The 18710-nt window shown below is 39.4% G+C and carries 16 protein-coding genes and 1 other RNA gene; 11 read left to right on the forward strand and 6 right to left on the reverse strand.

The annotated features are described in order from the left end of the window. Positions 1–81 precede the first annotated feature (81 nt). Both MHH51_RS09880 and MHH51_RS09885 read left to right on the forward strand, forming a co-directional pair. Positions 82–627: an NADPH-dependent FMN reductase gene (locus tag MHH51_RS09880; protein WP_156985478.1), complete on the forward strand. Its 546-nt coding sequence runs from the start codon at positions 82–84 to the stop codon at positions 625–627. A gap of 274 nt (positions 628–901) precedes the next feature. Then, the gene (locus MHH51_RS09885) at positions 902–2299 is read left to right on the forward strand and encodes a DHA2 family efflux MFS transporter permease subunit (protein WP_339285865.1); all 1398 of its coding nucleotides are present in this window, start codon (positions 902–904) and stop codon (positions 2297–2299) included. Between the two features lie 40 nt (positions 2300–2339). On the opposite strand, the gene pdxK is transcribed toward MHH51_RS09885, so the two are convergent. Further along, entirely contained in the window at positions 2340–3170 is an 831-nt protein-coding gene (gene pdxK, locus MHH51_RS09890) for a pyridoxine/pyridoxal/pyridoxamine kinase (protein ID WP_339285867.1), read from the reverse strand. A gap of 141 nt (positions 3171–3311) precedes the next feature. Next, the gene (locus MHH51_RS09895; RefSeq protein WP_147208295.1) at positions 3312–4349 is read right to left on the reverse strand and encodes a C45 family peptidase; all 1038 of its coding nucleotides are present in this window, start codon (positions 4347–4349) and stop codon (positions 3312–3314) included. A gap of 112 nt (positions 4350–4461) precedes the next feature. Here MHH51_RS09895 and MHH51_RS09900 point away from each other — a divergent pair, with 112 nt between their 5' ends. After that, positions 4462–5121 carry an endonuclease gene (locus MHH51_RS09900; protein WP_147208294.1) on the forward strand — a complete coding sequence of 220 codons (660 nt, stop codon included), beginning with the start codon at positions 4462–4464 and terminating at the stop codon, positions 5119–5121. Positions 5122–5174: 53 nt separating this feature from the next. Here MHH51_RS09900 and MHH51_RS09905 read toward each other — a convergent pair whose 3' ends face one another. Further along, positions 5175–5441 (reverse strand): hypothetical protein, encoded by a 267-nt coding sequence (locus MHH51_RS09905; protein ID WP_147208292.1) that lies wholly within the window; start codon positions 5439–5441, stop codon positions 5175–5177. A gap of 227 nt (positions 5442–5668) precedes the next feature. Between MHH51_RS09905 and cydD the strand changes: the two genes are divergently transcribed. Both cydD and cydC read left to right on the forward strand, forming a co-directional pair. Next, positions 5669–7393 (forward strand): thiol reductant ABC exporter subunit CydD, encoded by a 1725-nt coding sequence (gene cydD / locus MHH51_RS09910; RefSeq protein ID WP_339285869.1) that lies wholly within the window; start codon positions 5669–5671, stop codon positions 7391–7393. Beyond that, on the forward strand, positions 7390–9108 hold the full coding sequence (cydC, locus tag MHH51_RS09915) for a thiol reductant ABC exporter subunit CydC (protein ID WP_147208288.1): 1719 nt from the start codon (positions 7390–7392) through the stop codon (positions 9106–9108). Before cydD ends, cydC begins: the two co-directional genes overlap by 4 nt. 148 nt (positions 9109–9256) lie before the next feature. On the opposite strand, the gene MHH51_RS09920 is transcribed toward cydC, so the two are convergent. The 3 genes from MHH51_RS09920 to MHH51_RS09930 all read right to left on the reverse strand — a co-directional run bounded on the left by MHH51_RS09920 (position 9257) and on the right by MHH51_RS09930 (position 12442). After that, complete coding sequence (locus MHH51_RS09920; protein WP_147208286.1) at positions 9257–10270, reverse strand: cytochrome d ubiquinol oxidase subunit II; 1014 nt, start codon at positions 10268–10270, stop codon at positions 9257–9259. Beyond that, positions 10267–11610: a cytochrome ubiquinol oxidase subunit I gene (locus MHH51_RS09925; protein WP_147208284.1), complete on the reverse strand. Its 1344-nt coding sequence runs from the start codon at positions 11608–11610 to the stop codon at positions 10267–10269. Before MHH51_RS09925 ends, MHH51_RS09920 begins: the two co-directional genes overlap by 4 nt. Positions 11611–11677: 67 nt before the next feature. Further along, positions 11678–12442 (reverse strand): NRDE family protein, encoded by a 765-nt coding sequence (locus MHH51_RS09930; RefSeq protein ID WP_147208282.1) that lies wholly within the window; start codon positions 12440–12442, stop codon positions 11678–11680. Positions 12443–12963: 521 nt separating this feature from the next. Between MHH51_RS09930 and proB the strand changes: the two genes are divergently transcribed. The 6 genes from proB to MHH51_RS09960 all read left to right on the forward strand — a co-directional run bounded on the left by proB (position 12964) and on the right by MHH51_RS09960 (position 18351). Continuing rightward, the gene (gene proB, locus MHH51_RS09935; RefSeq protein WP_339285870.1) at positions 12964–14082 is read left to right on the forward strand and encodes a glutamate 5-kinase; all 1119 of its coding nucleotides are present in this window, start codon (positions 12964–12966) and stop codon (positions 14080–14082) included. Further along, entirely contained in the window at positions 14079–15326 is a 1248-nt protein-coding gene (locus MHH51_RS09940; RefSeq protein WP_147208278.1) for a glutamate-5-semialdehyde dehydrogenase, read from the forward strand. Before proB ends, MHH51_RS09940 begins: the two co-directional genes overlap by 4 nt. Before the next feature lie 194 nt (positions 15327–15520). Beyond that, on the forward strand, positions 15521–16471 hold the full coding sequence (locus tag MHH51_RS09945) for an MBL fold metallo-hydrolase (RefSeq protein ID WP_339285871.1): 951 nt from the start codon (positions 15521–15523) through the stop codon (positions 16469–16471). 13 nt (positions 16472–16484) lie between these two features. After that, the gene (locus tag MHH51_RS09950) at positions 16485–17102 is read left to right on the forward strand and encodes a 3'-5' exonuclease (RefSeq protein WP_156985471.1); all 618 of its coding nucleotides are present in this window, start codon (positions 16485–16487) and stop codon (positions 17100–17102) included. A 168-nt stretch (positions 17103–17270) separates the two neighbouring features. Continuing rightward, positions 17271–17458: non-coding RNA, 6S RNA (ssrS, locus tag MHH51_RS09955), on the forward strand. A 143-nt stretch (positions 17459–17601) separates the two neighbouring features. Next, complete coding sequence (locus tag MHH51_RS09960; protein ID WP_147208272.1) at positions 17602–18351, forward strand: glucose 1-dehydrogenase; 750 nt, start codon at positions 17602–17604, stop codon at positions 18349–18351. The last annotated feature ends 359 nt before the right edge of the window (positions 18352–18710 follow it).

The raw sequence follows: 18710 nt of genomic DNA on the forward strand, positions 1-18710 counted from the left end.
TATTAATTGTGTTTAAAATCAATCGATAAGTATTTGTGATAAACATAACATAATTACAGCAGACATATTGGAGGTATACAGATGAAAGTTACAGCAATGATTGGAAGTAATCGCGCAGAATCTTATAACAAACAACTTGTTAAATATATGAAGGATCGTTATCAGGATAAAATTGAAATTGATATTTTACCGATAGAAAAGCTGCCTTTTTATAATCAGGATGAAGAATTAAATCCGCCTGAGATTGTAAAAGAATTAAGGGAGCGTATTAAAGAAAGTGATGCAGTTTTATTTGCTACACCTGAATATAATGGTTCTATTTCGGGAATGTTAAAAAATGCAATTGACTGGTTCTCACGTGTTGATTTAGTACTGGTAAACAAACCAGGAATGATTGTTGGAGCTTCTATGGGAGCTCTTGGTACAGTGAAAGCTCAATTACAGCTTCGTCAAATTTTAAACTCTCGCGGAGTTGGGGTATTAACCCTGCCGGGAAACGAAGTATTAATTGGTTCCGTTCAGAACAAGGTAGATGAGCAAGGGAATCTGACTGATGAACAAACAATTGATTTTCTTGATTCTGTTGTTCACAACTTTGTCAGTTGGTGTGATACTTTACAGAAATAATTTTACGCCGGTGATTTTACAGTCACCGGTTTTGTCTGTTTTTATACTCGTAAAATAATTTTTTAAAAGAATAAGAAAGAATATAATAATGTTGGAGCGGATATCTCCTTTGCAAGAACACTAAAGTCTTATAGACTAAGCAATTTTCTTAAAAACTGATTTACGATGAGGTGAAAATGGGAAAGAACTATATATAAGAAAATCTACGATTCACCGATTGATGGATGAATATAGATTTTTCCAGAATATATGCTTAACGAAAGAGGGGTTGTAAATGGATGAGAGTAATGGTTCACTGCCGGAAACGAAAAGTACAAGCCGTGTGCCGATTCTAGTTGTTTTATTATCTGGAGCGTTTGTAGCCATTTTGAATCAGACCTTATTAGGAACAGCATTGCCGCATATTATGTCCGATTTAGATCTTGATGCGAATACTGTCCAATGGCTGCAATCCGCATTTATGCTCGTAAATGGTATTATGATTCCGATAACTGCTTTTTTAATCGGTACATTTACGACACGCACTTTATTTTTAACTGCTATGTCTCTGTTTACGGCAGGTACACTTATTTGTGGGATTGCACCAGAATTTTTATCACTTTTAACAGGGCGTGTTTTGCAGGCAGCCGGCGCCGGAATTATGATGCCGCTGATGCAAACCATTTTAATTTTGATTTATCCAAAAGAAAAACGGGGCAGCGCAATGGGGATGTTTGGTTTAGTTATTTCCTTCGCACCGGCCATTGGACCGACGCTGTCTGGTTATATAGTAGAGCATTTCCCTTGGAGGACTTTATTCTTCATGGTACTGCCAATTGCTATTTTAAACATAATTATCGCTTACTTTTTACTTAAAAATGTGACGAAACGAACCTTCCCTGAATTGGATAAGTTATCTATTCTATTATCTACACTAGGTTTCGGTGGTATTCTCTATGGGTTTAGTACTGCTGGAAATGCAGGCTGGATAAGTTATCAGGTCATTGGTTCCTTAGTCATTGGCGGAGTTATGCTGGCTTGGTTTATTATCAGACAGATGCATTTAAAATCGCCAATACTTGAATTCCGTGTATTTAAGTATCAAATATTTACAGTTACTACAGTATTAGGTATGGTTACATTTATGACGATGATCGGAGCTGCTGTTATCCTGCCGCTTTATATGCAGCAGATGCTGGGATTCAATGCTTTCCATTCCGGACTGGCATTGCTGGGAGGAGCCATCATCCAAGGGATAATGAACCCGATTACTGGAAGGCTTTTTGACCGTTATGGAGCAAGATATTTAGCAATGATTGGTTTGGTACTGATTGTCGGGACCACATTTATGCTGAGTACATTGACGCCAGAAACAAGTTTTGCCTTTATTGCAACAATCCATGCATTAAGAATGCTTGGGGTGGCCATGGCGATGATGCCTGTAACAACAGCAGGATTAAATGCATTGCCAGAAAAATATATTTCTCATGGTACAGCAGTAAATAATACTTTGAGACAGGTTGCAGGAGCAATTGGAACGGCATTGCCTATCACAATTATGTCTACGGCATCTATTCCTGAACAGGGTATTGAAGGTATGGTGCATGGTGTCAATGTTTCCTTCCTTGTCACAGGAATTATTTCTATTATTGCGCTGATATTGACATTCTTTATCCATGACCGGGATAGATAATAAAAAAGACCTTAGAACGCTTGTTCTAAGGTCTTTTTTATTATACGCTGAATACTTCTACTTTCTTACTGTCCGTTTTGTTGTAAGCACCGTGCATAACAGGTCCAACATATTCATTTAATTTCCAGCCGTTTGCAATAGCTGCAGCAACAAAGGTTTTAGCTGCTTTAACAGCATCATGAACATCTACTCCATGGGCTAAATTTGCCGTGATTGCCGCAGCAAATGTACAGCCTGCTCCATGATTATAAGTAGTGTCAATTTTTTCACTTTCCAATAGGTCAAAGTTTGCTCCATCATAGAATAAATCGACAGCTTTATCATGCTCCAGCTGTTTTCCGCCTTTAACGACAACATTTTTTGCACCTAATGCATGAATTTTTTTAGCCGCTTCTTTCATTTGGTTAATGGTTTTTATTGGAGCCATCTGCGCTAATTGTGCTGCTTCAAACAGATTAGGAGTAACCACTAAAGAACGGGGAAGTAATTCTTCTCGCATTGCATCTGTATTTTCCGGCTGAAGCACCTCATCTTCACCTTTACATACCATGACAGGATCCAGAACATATTTCTCAATGTTGTATTCATCAATTTTTCTTGCTCCTAAATTAATGATATCTACAGAACCGAGCATTCCGGATTTCATTGCATCTACGCCGACAGAAAGAATGGTATTAAGCTGTTTTTCTACTACGTCTACGTCGATTGGTGTGACATGGTGGCTCCAGCCTTGCGGATCCATTGTCACGATGGACGTTAAAGCTGTCATACCATACACATTATGCTCCTGAAAGGTTTTTAAATCGGCTGCAATTCCTGCTCCACCGCTAGAATCAGAACCAGCAAGGGTTAATGTTTTTTTCATTATCATCTGTTTGTCCTCCTCATAGATAGCCAGTTGGTGTCAAAAACCATAGGTTGCTGGCTGCTTGTATTAACTTTTCCTTTGTAGATAGAATAATCCTTTCTAACTCAATTGTAAAGCCATTGAAATGATTGCAGCAAATGGCTCCTACGTGTTAATAAATGTATCTGTAGCATTGATAAGCCCTTTTATCTTTGTTGCATGTAATTTATTACCCTGCAGCCATTTTTTAAAGGAGAAAATAAATGGCTGACGATTGCCTCCCAATGCAATCCATGCAGAAAGTGCTTTCGGTAAATAAAGAGCTGTATGCAATGTTCCTGCCCATGCTCCGTATTTTTCAGAAAAGATTCCGTGTTCGATATCATTTAACATGCGAAACGCTTCATAAGGTGTATGAGCATCCTTCTGTTTTGTTATTATTCTCTCCAGTCTTTCCATTGATTCATCTGAACGGTACCGGTTTTCTTCTGTTAATGCATTGAAATGGTTGGTACAGCTATTGTCTTCCCGGACAAAGAAAGAGCGGGGAGATACTTCGACGACAAGTGATTTTCCGGATGTATCTAATAACACATAGTTGAAGGTATTACGGTGAGGTACATCACGTAATAATTGAACGGCTTCTTCCACTGTGGCACAGTTTTCTAAAATCAGCCTGCCAATCATATTACAGACAAAGCCGTCACCAGATTTTTTACGGTTGACGAAATTATAGCCCATGGTCAGTCCTTTTTCATTTATCCCATCAGTGCGTCCGGTAATTTGCATGGAAGGGCCTGCACTGGCATATCCCGTATCAGATGGTGCGTATAATACATAACGCCCTTCATAGGAATTAGGGGCGTTATCATAATTCCGTACCAGAAAATCCTGCTTTGTATTGATAGAACAGCCACTGCGGCCGTATTCATAATAGTAGCCGCCAAATTCCCGAACAGCGTCATTCCAGGGAATACCTAATCCGTCGCTTAATCCTTGCAGCTCTTCCCAAATAGCTGGAGAAAATGTTTTGAATACAGCTTCCACTTCTTCTTCATCGACAAGAAAGTTTCTCCATCGTTTACTAAGCAATATTTTCCTGGATTCAAGTATAGGAGAGTTTTTTAGTTTATCCGCTTGAAAAAGTCCGAATTGATAATGGCTTCCCCGGAATTGTATAATATCAGTGTGAACAGATTTCATAGTTGTTCTCCATTTCTTTCGTAAATGTATTGTAATTGTATCTCGCTCAGGCTGATTAGAAAAGAAATCAGCTTTACAAGACTATCACATTATAGATATAGAGGAGTTTTAGATGATTGAAAAAATAAGTTATACGGAATTGTATCGTAAATTATTTCATTACTATGGTCCCCAAGGGTGGTGGCCGGCCGCTTCGGATTTTCAAATGCTGATTAGTGCTATTTTAGTTCAACGGACTAATTGGAAAAATGTCGAGTTAGCTTTAGGGAATCTAGGGGGAAATATAACTGCCGGAAAAATAATGCAGATGAAGGAAGCAGAGCTTGCCGAAAAAATACGTCCAAGCGGCTTCTACCGAATGAAGGCAAAGAAGGTTAAAGCTTGGCTGCAATGGTTTCAAAAATATGATTTTCAGATAGAAGAAGTCCAAAAGGTTGATCCGGCTGTTCTCCGTAAAGAATTATTAGCTGTTCATGGTATTGGAGAAGAAACAGCAGATGCAATGATGCTCTATGCTTTTAAGAAACCCGGGTTTATTGCGGACAACTATGCGGTCAGATTATTTCAGCGACTCGGCTATCCTCTTCCTAAAACATACCATGCTTTTAAAATAGAAGTAGAAAAATTATTCCCTCATGACTTAGAAATGCATCAGGAATTTCACGCATTAATTGTGGAGCATGGAAAACAATATTGTAAGAAGACGCCTTTATGTGAAAACTGTCTGCTGCTTTCGAATTGCAGGATGGGAAGAGAAAAAAAGATGGAATAAAAAAATAAGCAAAACTATATTAAATAGGCAGATCAAGGACAGAGTTTGGCGATTCACTGCCCTTGATTCTCCAGCCGATCTATTTTTTGCTGCAGCAGCGCAATCTGTTGCTGCATTTCAACAAGTTGCCGGTTCGTAACAGGTGCGTTTTCTTCGAACGCAGTTTCTTCTATATCTTCGTTGTATAAAATTGTTGAGCCGACGAGGGACATAATACTTCCCAATGTAGTAACTACTCCGCCATAATAAAGTAATTTGTCTCCAAGGCCTTTTTCGTTCGTATTGAAATTTGCGGGTGTGTTAAGGAAGAAATTAGACATGGTATGACACTCCTGTAAATCATTTTCTTGTCTCAATAAACATGGGACAGTTGTATATAGGTTAATATATGTGTTTTATGAAAAAACTCTACAATTCTGATGTTCATAGAATGTTCATTTGCTTTGAGTCAGCTGGCTGTGTGATGAGCTATAGGAAGCCTGCTGTTGTATAATGGGATATAAGATGTATTCATATTTATGATGTCAGCTTTGAAGGTGGTGGTCAGTTGTTAAAGGAATTTATGAAAGACTTTCGGAACAGGACGATGTGGATGGGAGCTGCATCAATTTGTATGGCGTTAGCTATTGTAGGGCAGAGCTATCTGGTTGTTACGGTTATTCAGAAGCTGTTTCTGGATAATGCTGCTTTTCCATCTATTCTTCCGGCAGTTTTTATATTGATTGGCATGCTTTTATTACGGACTATTTTTCAGTATATGATAAAAGGATCCGGCATTAAAATGGCGCAGATTGCGAAGGTCTCTATACGGAAAAAGCTGCTCCAACATTTTAACGGTCAGCAAATGACAGATGCGGATAAAGGTCAATCCGGACAGAAGACAAGCTTGTTTATGGATACAGTAGATGAAATAGATGGATACTTTAGTCAATATCTTCCGCAGCTTATTCAATCTGCTGGCATTGTTCTGATTGTATGGATTGTTATTTTTATTCAAAATTGGACAAGCGGATTGATTATCCTTATTTCAGCGCCATTTATCCCAATATTTATGATGATTATTGGTGTGAAAACAAAAGATAAATCAAAGGAACAGCTATCACAATTAGCCGCCTTTTCAGGAACTTTTCTCGATACGTTGCAGGGGCTTCCGACGGTTAAGTTATTTGGTCAATCCGATGGACAGAGAAATAAAATTAATCAGGACAGCACAAGTTTTCGGGATGCAACCATGGGTGTTTTAAAGGTTGCATTTACGAATTCCTTATCACTGGAATTTATTTCCATGCTAAGTATCGGCTTAATTGCACTGGAAATCGCTATTCGGATGATTATCTTCCAAAATCTCAGCTTTTTTAGCGGTTTTTTTGTATTACTTCTTGCACCAGAGCTGTTCAGCCAATTGAAGCAGCTGGGCTCTGCGTTTCATTCCGGGCGTGCAAGTATGGGGGCAGTATCGCGAGTTGAGGATGTACTCAAAGAAGAGACCAAGCCAGTTTCTTGGGGCACTGTACCATTAAAATCAGATAAAGCTCCAGAAATAATACTTGAACAAGCTTCATTCCATTATGAGCAGGGGAGATTTCGGTTAGAACCAGCTTCTATGACGATTTCACCTTATGAGCAGGTTGCAATTATCGGGAAAACAGGTGCAGGAAAGTCCACACTACTCGGTTTGCTCGCCGGTTTCCTGCCTGCTGAAGATGGAAAATTTCTGATTGACGGTATTCCACAGGAGAAGGTACAAAAAGCAGATTGGTTTCAAAGAATCAGCTACCTTACACAGCAGCCATATGTTTTTTCTGGAACTGTACGGGAAAATATATTGCTCGGCTCTCTGGAAAAGCAAAGTGATCAGGAGATTCGGGAGGTTGCAGACCGTGCCGGGATATGGGATTGGATATCGGACTTGCCGTTTGGATTAGATACAATTATTGGAGAAGGAGGCAGAGGTTTATCAGGAGGGGAGAAGCAGCGGATTGCGATTGCGAGAACACTTTTGAAAAAGCCACAGATTCTTTTCTTTGATGAACCGACAACAGGCTTAGATATTCAAACAGAGCATATTTTACAAAGATCATTGGATTCTTTAAAAAATCAAGCCACAATGGTTACGGTTGCCCATCGTCTTCATACTGTCCGGAATGCTGATAAAATTTTTCTCCTGGATCATGGGAAAATAGCTGGTGAAGGAACACATAACGAACTTTATAAAAATAATAAAATGTATCAGCAAATGATAAATACACAGCAAGGGGGGAGAGAAGCATGAAGGATATCAGTCTGGTATTGAAAATGATGCTGAAAGAAAAAAAGGATATTCTTTTCTCAGTCTTCTTTGGATTTCTAGCAGGTATTACTGCGGTCTCCCTGTTTGCAGCAAGCGGATATTTAATCTCACAAGCCGCTTTTGCACCGCCAATTTATACTTTGATGATTCTTGTAGCAAGTGTAAAGCTCTTGGGGATTACATCGGCAATAAGCAGGTATGGGGAGCGTTATTTTTCCCATCGTGGAACGTTTACCATTTTAAAAAATATCCGCTTAAAGGTTTATGATCAAATAGAGCCGTTGGCAAGCAGACTTTTACAAAAATACCGAAGTGGAGACATTTTAGCCAGGATTGTAGGGGATGTCGAGTCCTTGCAGCATTTCTTTTTGCGTGTATTCTATCCACCTATTGTATTAGCAGCTGTTTTTATAGCTACTATTTTCTTTACGATGTATATATCTGCTGGAGTGGCACTTACAATGTCAGCCGGTATGATTGTGGTGCTAATTGTTTTTCCGGCAATATTTTATATGATTCAGAAAAAGGCAGCATTGTCTATGCGGGAAAAAAGAGGTGTACTGTCTTCGGAATTTACAGACTATCTATATGGTTTTCGGGAATTAACGATCTTTCAACAAGCTGAAAGAAAAGAGCAGCAGTTGTTTGATGAGATGAATCAATATGAAGAAATGAAGGCAAGCGAGAATCGTCAGCTTGCTATTCGGGAAGCAATTGTTATTTTCTTTTCTTTTTTTATCGCGATAATTATTTTAGTACAGGCCGGATTTTATGTAGCAGAAGGAAATCTTGCCGGAACGCTGTTAGCCATGCTGTTTATGATTGCTATTACTGTATTTGAAGATACACCATCCATGGCTGTACTCCCAGCTCATTTAGAGGAAAGTAAATCCTCCTCTAAACGGCTTATTGAAGTTTGGGAAAATGAGGAACCTTCCAAAGTGGCAGTACAAGAATTGGAACCAGATCTCCCGCTTCATTTTGACTTTAAGGATGTTTTTATTCAATATCCAAATGAAAAGAAACCTGCAGTACAGCATGCCTCCTTGCAAATAAAACCAGGAAAGAATATTGCTATTGTTGGACCCAGCGGTTCTGGGAAATCAACATTGATGCAAGCACTGCTTACCTTTGCACCAGTTAAATCCGGGCATATCTTAGTGAACGGTGAGGATATAAATACCATTGCCCCCGACAGCTTATGGGAGCAAATGAATGTATCGCTTCAGCATAATCACTTTTTCTATGGGAGTATTTATGAAAATTTACGATTTGCTAATAGAAATGCCAGTGCAGAAATATGCCGGGACGCTTTAGAAAAGGTTCAATTGACTCATTTTTCTTTAGAAGATCAGGTGCTGGAAAAGGGAACAAATCTGTCAGGCGGGGAAAAACAGCGTCTTGCCCTTGCCCGTTTGTTTTTAAGGGAAGCTTCTATTTGGCTGCTGGACGAGCCGACGTCATCTCTTGATTCGATTACGGAGCAGCAAATTATGAATGAAATCGAAAAGGTAACAAAATATCAGACTGTTGTGACCATCAGGCATCGTTTAACTGGCCTGGAAAGTATGGACCGGATTATTGTCATGAATCAGGGAGAAATTGTTGAACAAGGCACGTACACGGAGCTGATGGGAAAAGAAAATGGTTATTTTAAGGCGATGAAGGAACTTGAAAGTCAGCAGTTAGCATTTTAAATAGAAACTCCGCGATTCATTCTAAATCAGAATAGATCGCGGAGTTTTCAATTATCTATCCTTTGCCGCAGCGACAAATGCAAAAGCAATTGCTGCAATCAGGACAATGAAAGGGGCGATGAAAATCAGAAATTGATTTAACATTTGATCACTTCTTTCCTTTAATATAGTTTTTATCAAACAGGAACAGCTTTAACAATAGATAAAGTGATGGAATCAAGAGTGCCATACCTAAGATAAAGACAACGATAAGCGAGATTGCCATTGCCGGATTTGTAAACCCTTCATGGATACTGATATGAGGGTACAAAAGATATGGATAATGAGCAATTCCGTAACCGAAGAATGCAAAAGCAAATTGCCCGGTAAGAAGCCAGAAAGCAGTTCCGTAGTTTCGGCGCTTCCAAATTAGAACAACGGTTAATATCCACAGAACAAAGGAAACAGCGAACATCCACCAGAGACTCAAAAGATTTTCAAAATGAGTTTCATTATGAAAATAAAGTTCCACAATGATTCCGGAAGCGGCAATAATCAAAGGAACAGACCAGCTTAGTGCGTACTTTCTCATTAAATTCGTTGCATCTTTATCACCGGTTTCATTTGCGTACCAGGTTAAGAAGACTGCAGATATATAAAGAACAGCTGCAATGCTCAAAACAACAATTGACCAGGTTAATGGGCTATAGAACAAAGCACCGTAATCTAAAACTGGATTTCCGTCTTCCATAAATACAAAGCCGCCCTCAGAGATGGTCAAAACAATCGACAGAGAAGCAGGAATAAGTAAACCGGATAAACCGTACATAATGGCATAGCCCTTATGCCCCTGCTTTCCATAGGATTCAAATGCATAGTAAGAGCCGCGGATTGCTAATAAAATCAATGCTAAGCTTCCCGGAATCAGTAAAATGGTTCCGAAGTAGTAAGCAGATTGCGGGAAGAAGCCGACAATCCCGACAAAAAAGAAGACAAAGAATACATTGGTTACCTCCCATACTGGTGACAGATAACGCTGAATGATTTTAGAGAGAATATGCTGTCTCCCTGTAACAATACTATAGGCATTAAAAAAACCTGCACCGTAATCGATTGATCCAACAATGATATAACCGAATAAGAATAACCAGAGGACGGAAATACCGACAATTTCTAATATCATGACGACTCACCACCTTGCATGCGCTCCAAATCCTTTTCTACAGGATTTTTTCGGAACATGTAACTTAATACAACAACTGTGCCGACCCCGAGAATAAAGTAAAGAACTGCAAATAACACAAACATCCAGCCGACATAGTCACTTGTTGTAGCGGCTTCTTCAATCGTCATCAGCCCCCTCAGAATCCAAGGCTGACGGCCGACTTCAGCCATCCACCAGCCTGCTTCAATAGCTAAGAAGGAAAGCGGGCCGCCTGCAACAATCAGCCAGCGATACCATGTTTTTTCAACGAAAGCCCATTTTCTCCGCATTCCAAACCAATAAAGCAAGGATAAGGCAATCATAAACATTCCGATTGTTACCATCGTATCAAAGAAATAATGGATAACAAGTGGAGGCCGTTCATCAGCCGGAAACTCCTCCAGTCCAATTACTTCTGAATTAGGCAGCCCATGTGCAAGAATACTTAATGCATAAGGAACATGCAGAGCATATTTGGCTTCATTATCTTCTCCAAGCACTCCCCACATCACCAGTGGCGCTTCAGTTGTTGTTTCAAAATGCCATTCAGCAGCAGCCAGCTTCTCAGGCTGATATGCCGCTAAGTATTTACCGGATAAATCACCAATTAAAGCTGTTGCAACCGCAAAGATTAAACCAATCTTCATGGCCATATGCAAGGATTTTTTGTGATATTCCTGGTTTTTCTTCTGAAGCAGCCGGAATGCCGCGATAGCAGCAAACATAAAGGCAATGGTCATATAGGCTGTAGACAGCACGTGAGCAACCTTGGTCGGCATGGATACAGTAAACATGGCAAGCAGCGGATTTGCATTGACAAGCTCTCCGCCAATGATATCAAATCCAGCAGGACTGTTCATAAATGAGTTCACCACAGTAATAAAGTAAGCTGACATTCCGCCGCCGACAGCTACCGGAATTAACAAAAGCAAATGCTTTTTCGGATTATCAAAGCGATCCCAGGTATATAAATAAATTCCTAAGAAAATGGCTTCAAAGAAAAAGGCGAATACTTCCATAAATAATGGCATGGCAATAATATTTCCTGCTAGTTCCATAAAGCTTGGCCAAAGCAGGGATAACTGAAGGCCAATGATGGTCCCTGTCACTACCCCGACAGCAACGGTAACAACAAATCCTTTCGCCCAGCGTCTTGCCATCAACAGATAATGATTATCGTTGTTTTTAATTCCGATCCACTGAGCAATCATAATCATCAGGGGAACACCGACACCGATTGTGGCATAAATAATATGAAATGATAATGTCAACAGTGTCAGCATTCTGCTGGCATATGCCGGATCTTCAAATAAGGTCATGGATAAACCTCCTTTATGTAATTTTTTATTTAACCTATATTTTTTAACATTCCCTGTGTACGAAGATTTAATCAGGTTGAATCAAAAATTCATACTGCTGAAATATATCCTCCTTATCATACGTTTTTTCAATAAAAGTTACATGTTTGTGGTGATCAATCAGTAAAATAGTAGATGCTCTGGTACCATAGCCAGGTGTTTCGATAAAGATAGAGGATAATGCTTTTTCTAAATCTTTTCGAATCCCTGTCTGGGGCAGAAATATATCCTCAGCCTGTGTGTTGTTTTTCAAACTGTGCAATAAATCTTCTGTTTGTACTACTGTATGGGACTGTATATAATCCGACAGCTCACTTTTTGAACGTTCGACTTTCGGCCAGGGTGTATTAAGTGTATCGTTACTTAACCCATAAACACCTGCTTTTATTTCAGAGCCCTGATTATACACATTATTATAGTGATACAATTTGTCCTTGTCACCGAAAAGAATGTTATATCCAGCATAGTTATGACGATTTTTTGAAAGCTGGTCTAAAAACATTTTCCCGTCAATATTCTGTAACAAAAAATCCACCGGAAGTTCACCGCGGGAAAATGTCTTAGCTTCTGGAAGTTCAGGGTCCCTGTAGTTTGTGACTGCTGCGAATTTTCCCTGCTTTGAAACCGCCAGCCAAGTCCCAAGCTGCAGCAAATCTCTTCCACCAAGAATGTCAGGCTTGTCCTTCCAAAACCTTGCGGGAAGTGTTGGCCTATTATAAAATTCATCCCGGTTACTGAGCAAAATTAATTTGTATTTTGGATGGGCGTGATAAGCAAAGGTAATTAAGCACATGGGGTATAAACCCCTCCCTCTATAATAAATTTAAATGACATTATTGTATTTAGTATACTTTTCTGATATTTTAGAATCAATGTTATCGTATTCAAAGAAATAAGTTGTATTTTTCTATTGACAAGAAGCAAAATTCTGCTAATAATTAATATCAATACATTGAACGTTATGGAAGGATCAGTAAGTAAGCCATCACAATGTCAGAGATGGAGTCGGAGGATAAGTTATTTGTTTTTATCCGATGCTGCGAGATTCCTCATTGCTGATTTACCGAACCTGCCTTCATCAGTCTTATGCAAACATAAGCGTTCCCCAGACGTTATCATGGGATAAGTGGAATACAATTCTTAGTAAGGATGTTCAAAAGTCACCAGTTTTATTGAACACGCATTTATAGTATTGTATTTAAGTTGTGGTGGTACCGCGGAAGTAAACTCTTTCGTCCCTTCGTTTTTACTGGGGATGGGGGAGTTTTTTCATTTCCTGTGGAATGTTTTTAGACAGTGAAAGGTGGAATAACAATGGCAGCAAAACGTATTGTCGTTAAAATAGGCAGCAGTTCATTAACTAATGTAAATGGAGAAATTGATATGCAGCAGCTGGAGGATCATGTCCATGCGCTGGCACTGCTTCATAAGAGTAATATGGAAGTGATATTAGTATCCTCTGGAGCAATAGCTGCCGGTTTTAAACAATTAGGCTATTCTTCAAGACCGGTTACACAAAAAGGGAAACAGGCAGCAGCGGCCGTTGGTCAAGGGCTGCTTATTCAAACATACATGGAAAAATTAAAAGAATATGGTATTACCGCTGCTCAAATACTCCTAACAAGAAGTGACTTTTCAGATCAGGGGCGATACAGGAATGCTTATGCAACGATGGAAGAATTGCTGGAGCGCCGGGTAATGCCGATTATTAATGAAAATGATACGATTGCCGTTGATGAACTGACGTTTGGAGACAATGATATGCTTTCTGCTTTAGTGAGCGGTTTAATTCATGCAGATCATTTAATTATTTTAACGGACATCAATGGAATATATGACAAAAATCCAAATAAACATCCAGATGCAACACGATATGACCATTTAATGAAGCTTAGTACCGAACTAATTAAGCAGACGGATGCAACAGGATCCAAAGTTGGTACAGGCGGTATGAAATCGAAGCTGATGGCAGCTAAAATGGCTTCTTCCGTAGGAATTCCAGTATTTATTGGACGCGGGCACGGGAAAGAGAAGCTGGCAGAGATGTTAAAAGGGGAGGGGGACGGCACCTATATTGATAGTGAAAGAAAAGCACATTTACCGGCAAATAAACAATGGATTTCACTGCATTCGCATCTTGATGGCAGGTTAGTAGTAGATGAAGGAGCAGAAAAAGCCTTAATGCATCATGGCAGCAGTCTGCTTTCTCCTGGCATTACAGCAGTAGAAGGCTATTTTGCAAAAGGGGATGTTGTCGAGGTTTATGGGACGTCTGCCTTATTAGGAAGAGGGCAGGTAAAATGCTCCTCAGAAGAATTAGAAGCTGTTATGAAATTGCGCGAATCAACCTATATTCACGCGGTACCGACCATTGAAGTTATCCACCGTGACAAATGGGTATCATTTGAGACAATGAAAGGAGAATTGACATGAGTGAAGTTATTGAAAAAGGAAGGCTTGCAAAAAAAGCCAGTTATCAAATTGGAATATGTACAACAGAGGAAAAGAATAATGCATTATTAAAAATTGCTGATGGATTGAGAACTAATGAGAAAGCGATTCTTGCTGCAAATCATCTGGATATTCAAGCCGGGAAAGAGAAAGGCTTATCCGAATCACTCCTTGACCGTGTCGAGTTAAGTAAAGAGCGAATTAACGATATTGCAGATGCTATCCTGCAAATTATCGATTTGACGGATCCTATTGGTGAAGTGCTTGAAACGATTGAGAAGGATAACGGCTTAAAAATAGTCAATACACGAGTTCCTATTGGTGTTGTGGGTATGATATATGAAGCGAGACCTAATGTTACTGTTGATGCCGCAACGCTTGCAATAAAGACAGGAAATGCCATCATTTTACGGGGCAGCTCCTCTGCTATTCATTCCAATTTAGCAATTGTTAAAGTAATTCATGAAGCGCTGGCAGACAGTGCGGTTATTCCCGACGCAGTTCAATTAATTGAAGATACAAGCAGAGAAACAGCGAGTGAGCTTTTCCGTTTAAATGATTATCTTGATGTACTTATTCCGCGCGGAGGAAAAAATCTAATTGACACAGTTGTTAGAGAATCCCGTGTGCCAGTTATTGAAACTGGAGCTGGAAATTGCCATATCTTTATTGATGACACTGCAAACCTTAAGATGGCAAAAGAAATCACTTTAAATGCTAAGCTGCAGCGCCCTTCTGTTTGTAACTCTATTGAGTCCTTGCTTATTCAGTCGGATTGGTTTGACAGTAATGGAAATGATTTGATTTCATCTCTGATTGAGAACGGCATCACTGTACATGGAGATGAACGGGTTGTAGAAGAAATTCCTTTTGTTCAGCCGGCAACAGAAGCGGATTGGGAAACAGAATATCTTGGTCTGGAGATTAGTGTGAAAACGGTGAAGGATGTTTATGAGGCTATCGACCATATTAATACCTATGGTACAAAACATTCTGAAGCCATTATTACAGAGAACGAAAACCATGCGGAAGCTTTTAAACAAAAAGTAGATGCCACAACGGTATATCATAATGCTTCTACACGTTTTACGGATGGTTTTGAATTTGGTTTTGGGGCAGAGATTGGCATCAGTACGCAAAAACTGCATGCCAGAGGTCCGATGGGGTTAAAAGCTTTAACATCTAATAAATTTATTGTTTCCGGAAACGGACAGATTCGTGAATAAGATAATAGGAAGGGAGTGACAGGTTTCACTTCCTTCTTTTTTGATTAATAATAGCGAGATATATGAAAGTTGATTTTACTAGATAGAAAGGTTGGATGCCCAATCATTATCAGCATTCAGCCTCTTTCATTTTGCAAAATCAGTAAATCACGGTAGAATAACTATATAAAAAGGTTGTGAAAAGAGAGGTTGACATGCTGGAGCAAATAACAGATGACATTTACCGTCTTGTTGTCCGCTTTAAAGGGGCAATGGGAGAAGTGAATAGTTATTTAATTAAAGGCGATTATGGCTATACCGTGATTGATACAGGAATTTATGCATCAGAAACAAAAGAATTATGGGAACGCGTTTTCAAAAACTATAAAATAGAGAAGCTTGTACTGACGCATACACATGAGGACCATATCGGCTTAGCTCGGTGGTTTCAGGAAATATATAAAATTCCTGTGTATGTTTCTAAGCGCGGCTATGAAGAAATGTGTAAGGGCAGAGATACAAAAGCCCGTAAAAGCCGGATAAAAGAGTTAATCAAAAAGCATGGAGCACCGCCGATTCCATTAAAAATAAAGGACGAATCTTCTATTTATAAATTTGAGCCGGATGGATTTTTTTGCGATAATGATGAGATAACACTTGGCAATCGTTCTTACCAGGCAATATGGACACCAGGCCATGCTCCTGATCATTATTGCTTCTACCAGCCGGACACAGAGATAATGATCATCGGTGATCATGTATTAAATCATCTGTCTCCTGTAATTGGGCTTTGGATGGGGGAAGAACTGAACCCAATGGAGGATTATTTCTATGCATTGGATGTATTGAAGAAATATTCTGTACGCCTGGCGTTACCTGGTCATGGTGATATGATTAAGCATCTGGATGAGCGAGTAACAGATATTTCAAATCGCCATGAAAAAAGAATGGAACAACTAATAGAGATTATGGAACATGAGGAAATGACAGCTTTTAAATTAACGTCAAAAGCATATGGACCGATGAAAAGTCTTGCCTTTGCCAGTCAATTTATGGCAACCCTGACCCGGCTAATCTATTTAGAAAAACAATCAAAAATTAAAGTGAAAACAAAAAAAGGGAAGAGTTACTATGGCCTTCCTGCAAAAGCATTTATAAGTGATTAGGAGCTGATAACCGATGAAGTTTGCAGCAATAGATTTTGAAACAGCAAATGAAAAAAGAAACAGCGCCTGTTCCATAGGAGTTGTCCGTTTTGATGAGAATGAAATCTTCGATGAATATTATTCGCTGATAAATCCGTTAAGTGATTTTCGCAGTATGAATATTCGTATTCATGGAATTAAGAAAGATGATGTGGAGGATTCTCCAAGCTTTAAAGAACTATGGCCGACCTTGCATGAAAAGCTGGATGGACATATTATTGTCGCACATAATGCCAGCTTTGATATGAGCGTATTGCGTCAATCTTTATTAAAATATGATTTGGCACATCCGGATTACGCTTCATTATGTACTGTGAAAATTTCGCAGCGTGTGTGGCCACATCTGGAAAATCACCGTTTGCATACCGTCGCTGCATATCATGATATTCCATTGATTCACCACCATGCATTGGAAGATGCGAAGGCTTCTGCATCCATTTTGATGAAGGCATTGGAAGCCCAGCAGGATGGAGATGCCGAACACTTTTTGGAAAGATGGCTCTCGTCAAAAGCGAATGCACGCCGCGGTTATCCGAAGACAGGCGCTAAAAGAAAGTCAGGCCGTGAATCAACAAAGCTGTTTTTATCCTGATAAGGGGCTCCAGGGCAATCTATATAAGAAAATATCACGTCAATATTATTTCCGGTTAATTTATCTGGAAATGAGAGAATGGGAATAGTGCTTCTTAATTTTTTAACAAGAAAAAATTAGGCTATCCTTATCATTGCGTATTTCAGAAAAAAGGCGTATTATATTAACTACAAGCTACATTGTTCGTATCAATAAAAGTTTTAACCTCTAATGTTGGAATAGGGAGTTTTACATCGAAATTGAAATGTCGAGCCGTCATAAAGGAATGGAAGACAGGAAGGTTTCTGCGGACACCCACTTTGCGAAGTGGTGGTTTAAAACTTTTTATTGCATGGTACGGCAAATGTGGCCTGTATACATAATTTAATCTCAATCCCGATAGCGTTAACCGCTATCGGGATTTTAATGTTTGAAGCATGTTAATGAGTATTCTTTTTCTAAGTTGGGAAGAATACTGCATAATGAATTTTAGCTGAAGAACAGAAGGGAAGTAATGGAAATGGCAAACCGATTTGATGAAAAAATAGTGATTGTAACTGGAGCTGCAAGCGGTATTGGAGAGGCGACTGCTGTAAAATTTGCTGAACAGGGGGCCAGGGTAGTTCTCTCTGATATGTCAGAGAATGGGGAAAATCTGTCAGAAAAACTGAATCAAAAAGGATTTGAAACTACCTTTATCAGAACTGATGTGACAAACGAAGAGGACGTCAAAAAATTAGTGCATGAAACAGTCTCTAAATATGGGCGGTTAGATGTAGTATTTGCAAATGCCGGAATCGGAAATAGTACAATTCTGCATGAATTATCTCTGGAAGCCTGGCAAAAAGTGATTGATGTGAATTTAACAGGTGTATTTTTAACGAACAAATATGCAATTGAACAAATGCTAAAACAGAAAAGTGGCGGAGCAATTGTAAATAATGACTCCATTCACGGTTTTGTCGGCAAAGCAGGTGTAAGTGCCTATGCAGCTGCAAAGGGCGGTGTAAAGCTGTTAACGCAAACAGCGACAGCGGAATATGCAGCTAAAGGAATACGTGTTAATAATGTAAACCCGGGCTATATTGATACACCGTTACTAAAGAATGCTCCGGATGAAGCAAAACAGGAGCTGATAAATCTCCACCCGATTGGCCGGCTTGGAAAACCAGAGGAAGTGGCAAATGCTGTTTTATTCTTAGCAAGTGATGAGGCTTCCTTTATTACAGGCTCAAGCTTGCTGGTTGATGGCGGCTATACCAGTATATAATGCAGTGAAAAGTCTCCTGATACCGGGAGATTTTTATTTATAAGAAACTCAACTTTCGCACCTAAAAATAACTTGCTTATCATAGTGATAGGTGCTGATTGTTCCTTCATCTATCTCTTGACAAAACATAAACTCTATCTAGAAAGAAGGTAACGTATAAGGCACCGCAGCGGCGGACCGTTTTGCTTTCCTAGGGGCATGCTCTTCAGCTAACTTTTGCCAAGAAGAGCACTTGGCAAAAGTGGATCTTCAGATGATGCTATTCCCTCAGGAGTAAAAACGGTCCGCCTCCGCTAGAAGGGGGTTCTATACTGTTTAATACAACGGAGCCAATAGAAATTAGATCAGTAAAGAACATA

Source organism: Oceanobacillus sp. FSL K6-3682, from assembly GCF_037976165.1.
Lineage (GTDB): Bacteria > Bacillota > Bacilli > Bacillales > Amphibacillaceae > Oceanobacillus > Oceanobacillus sojae.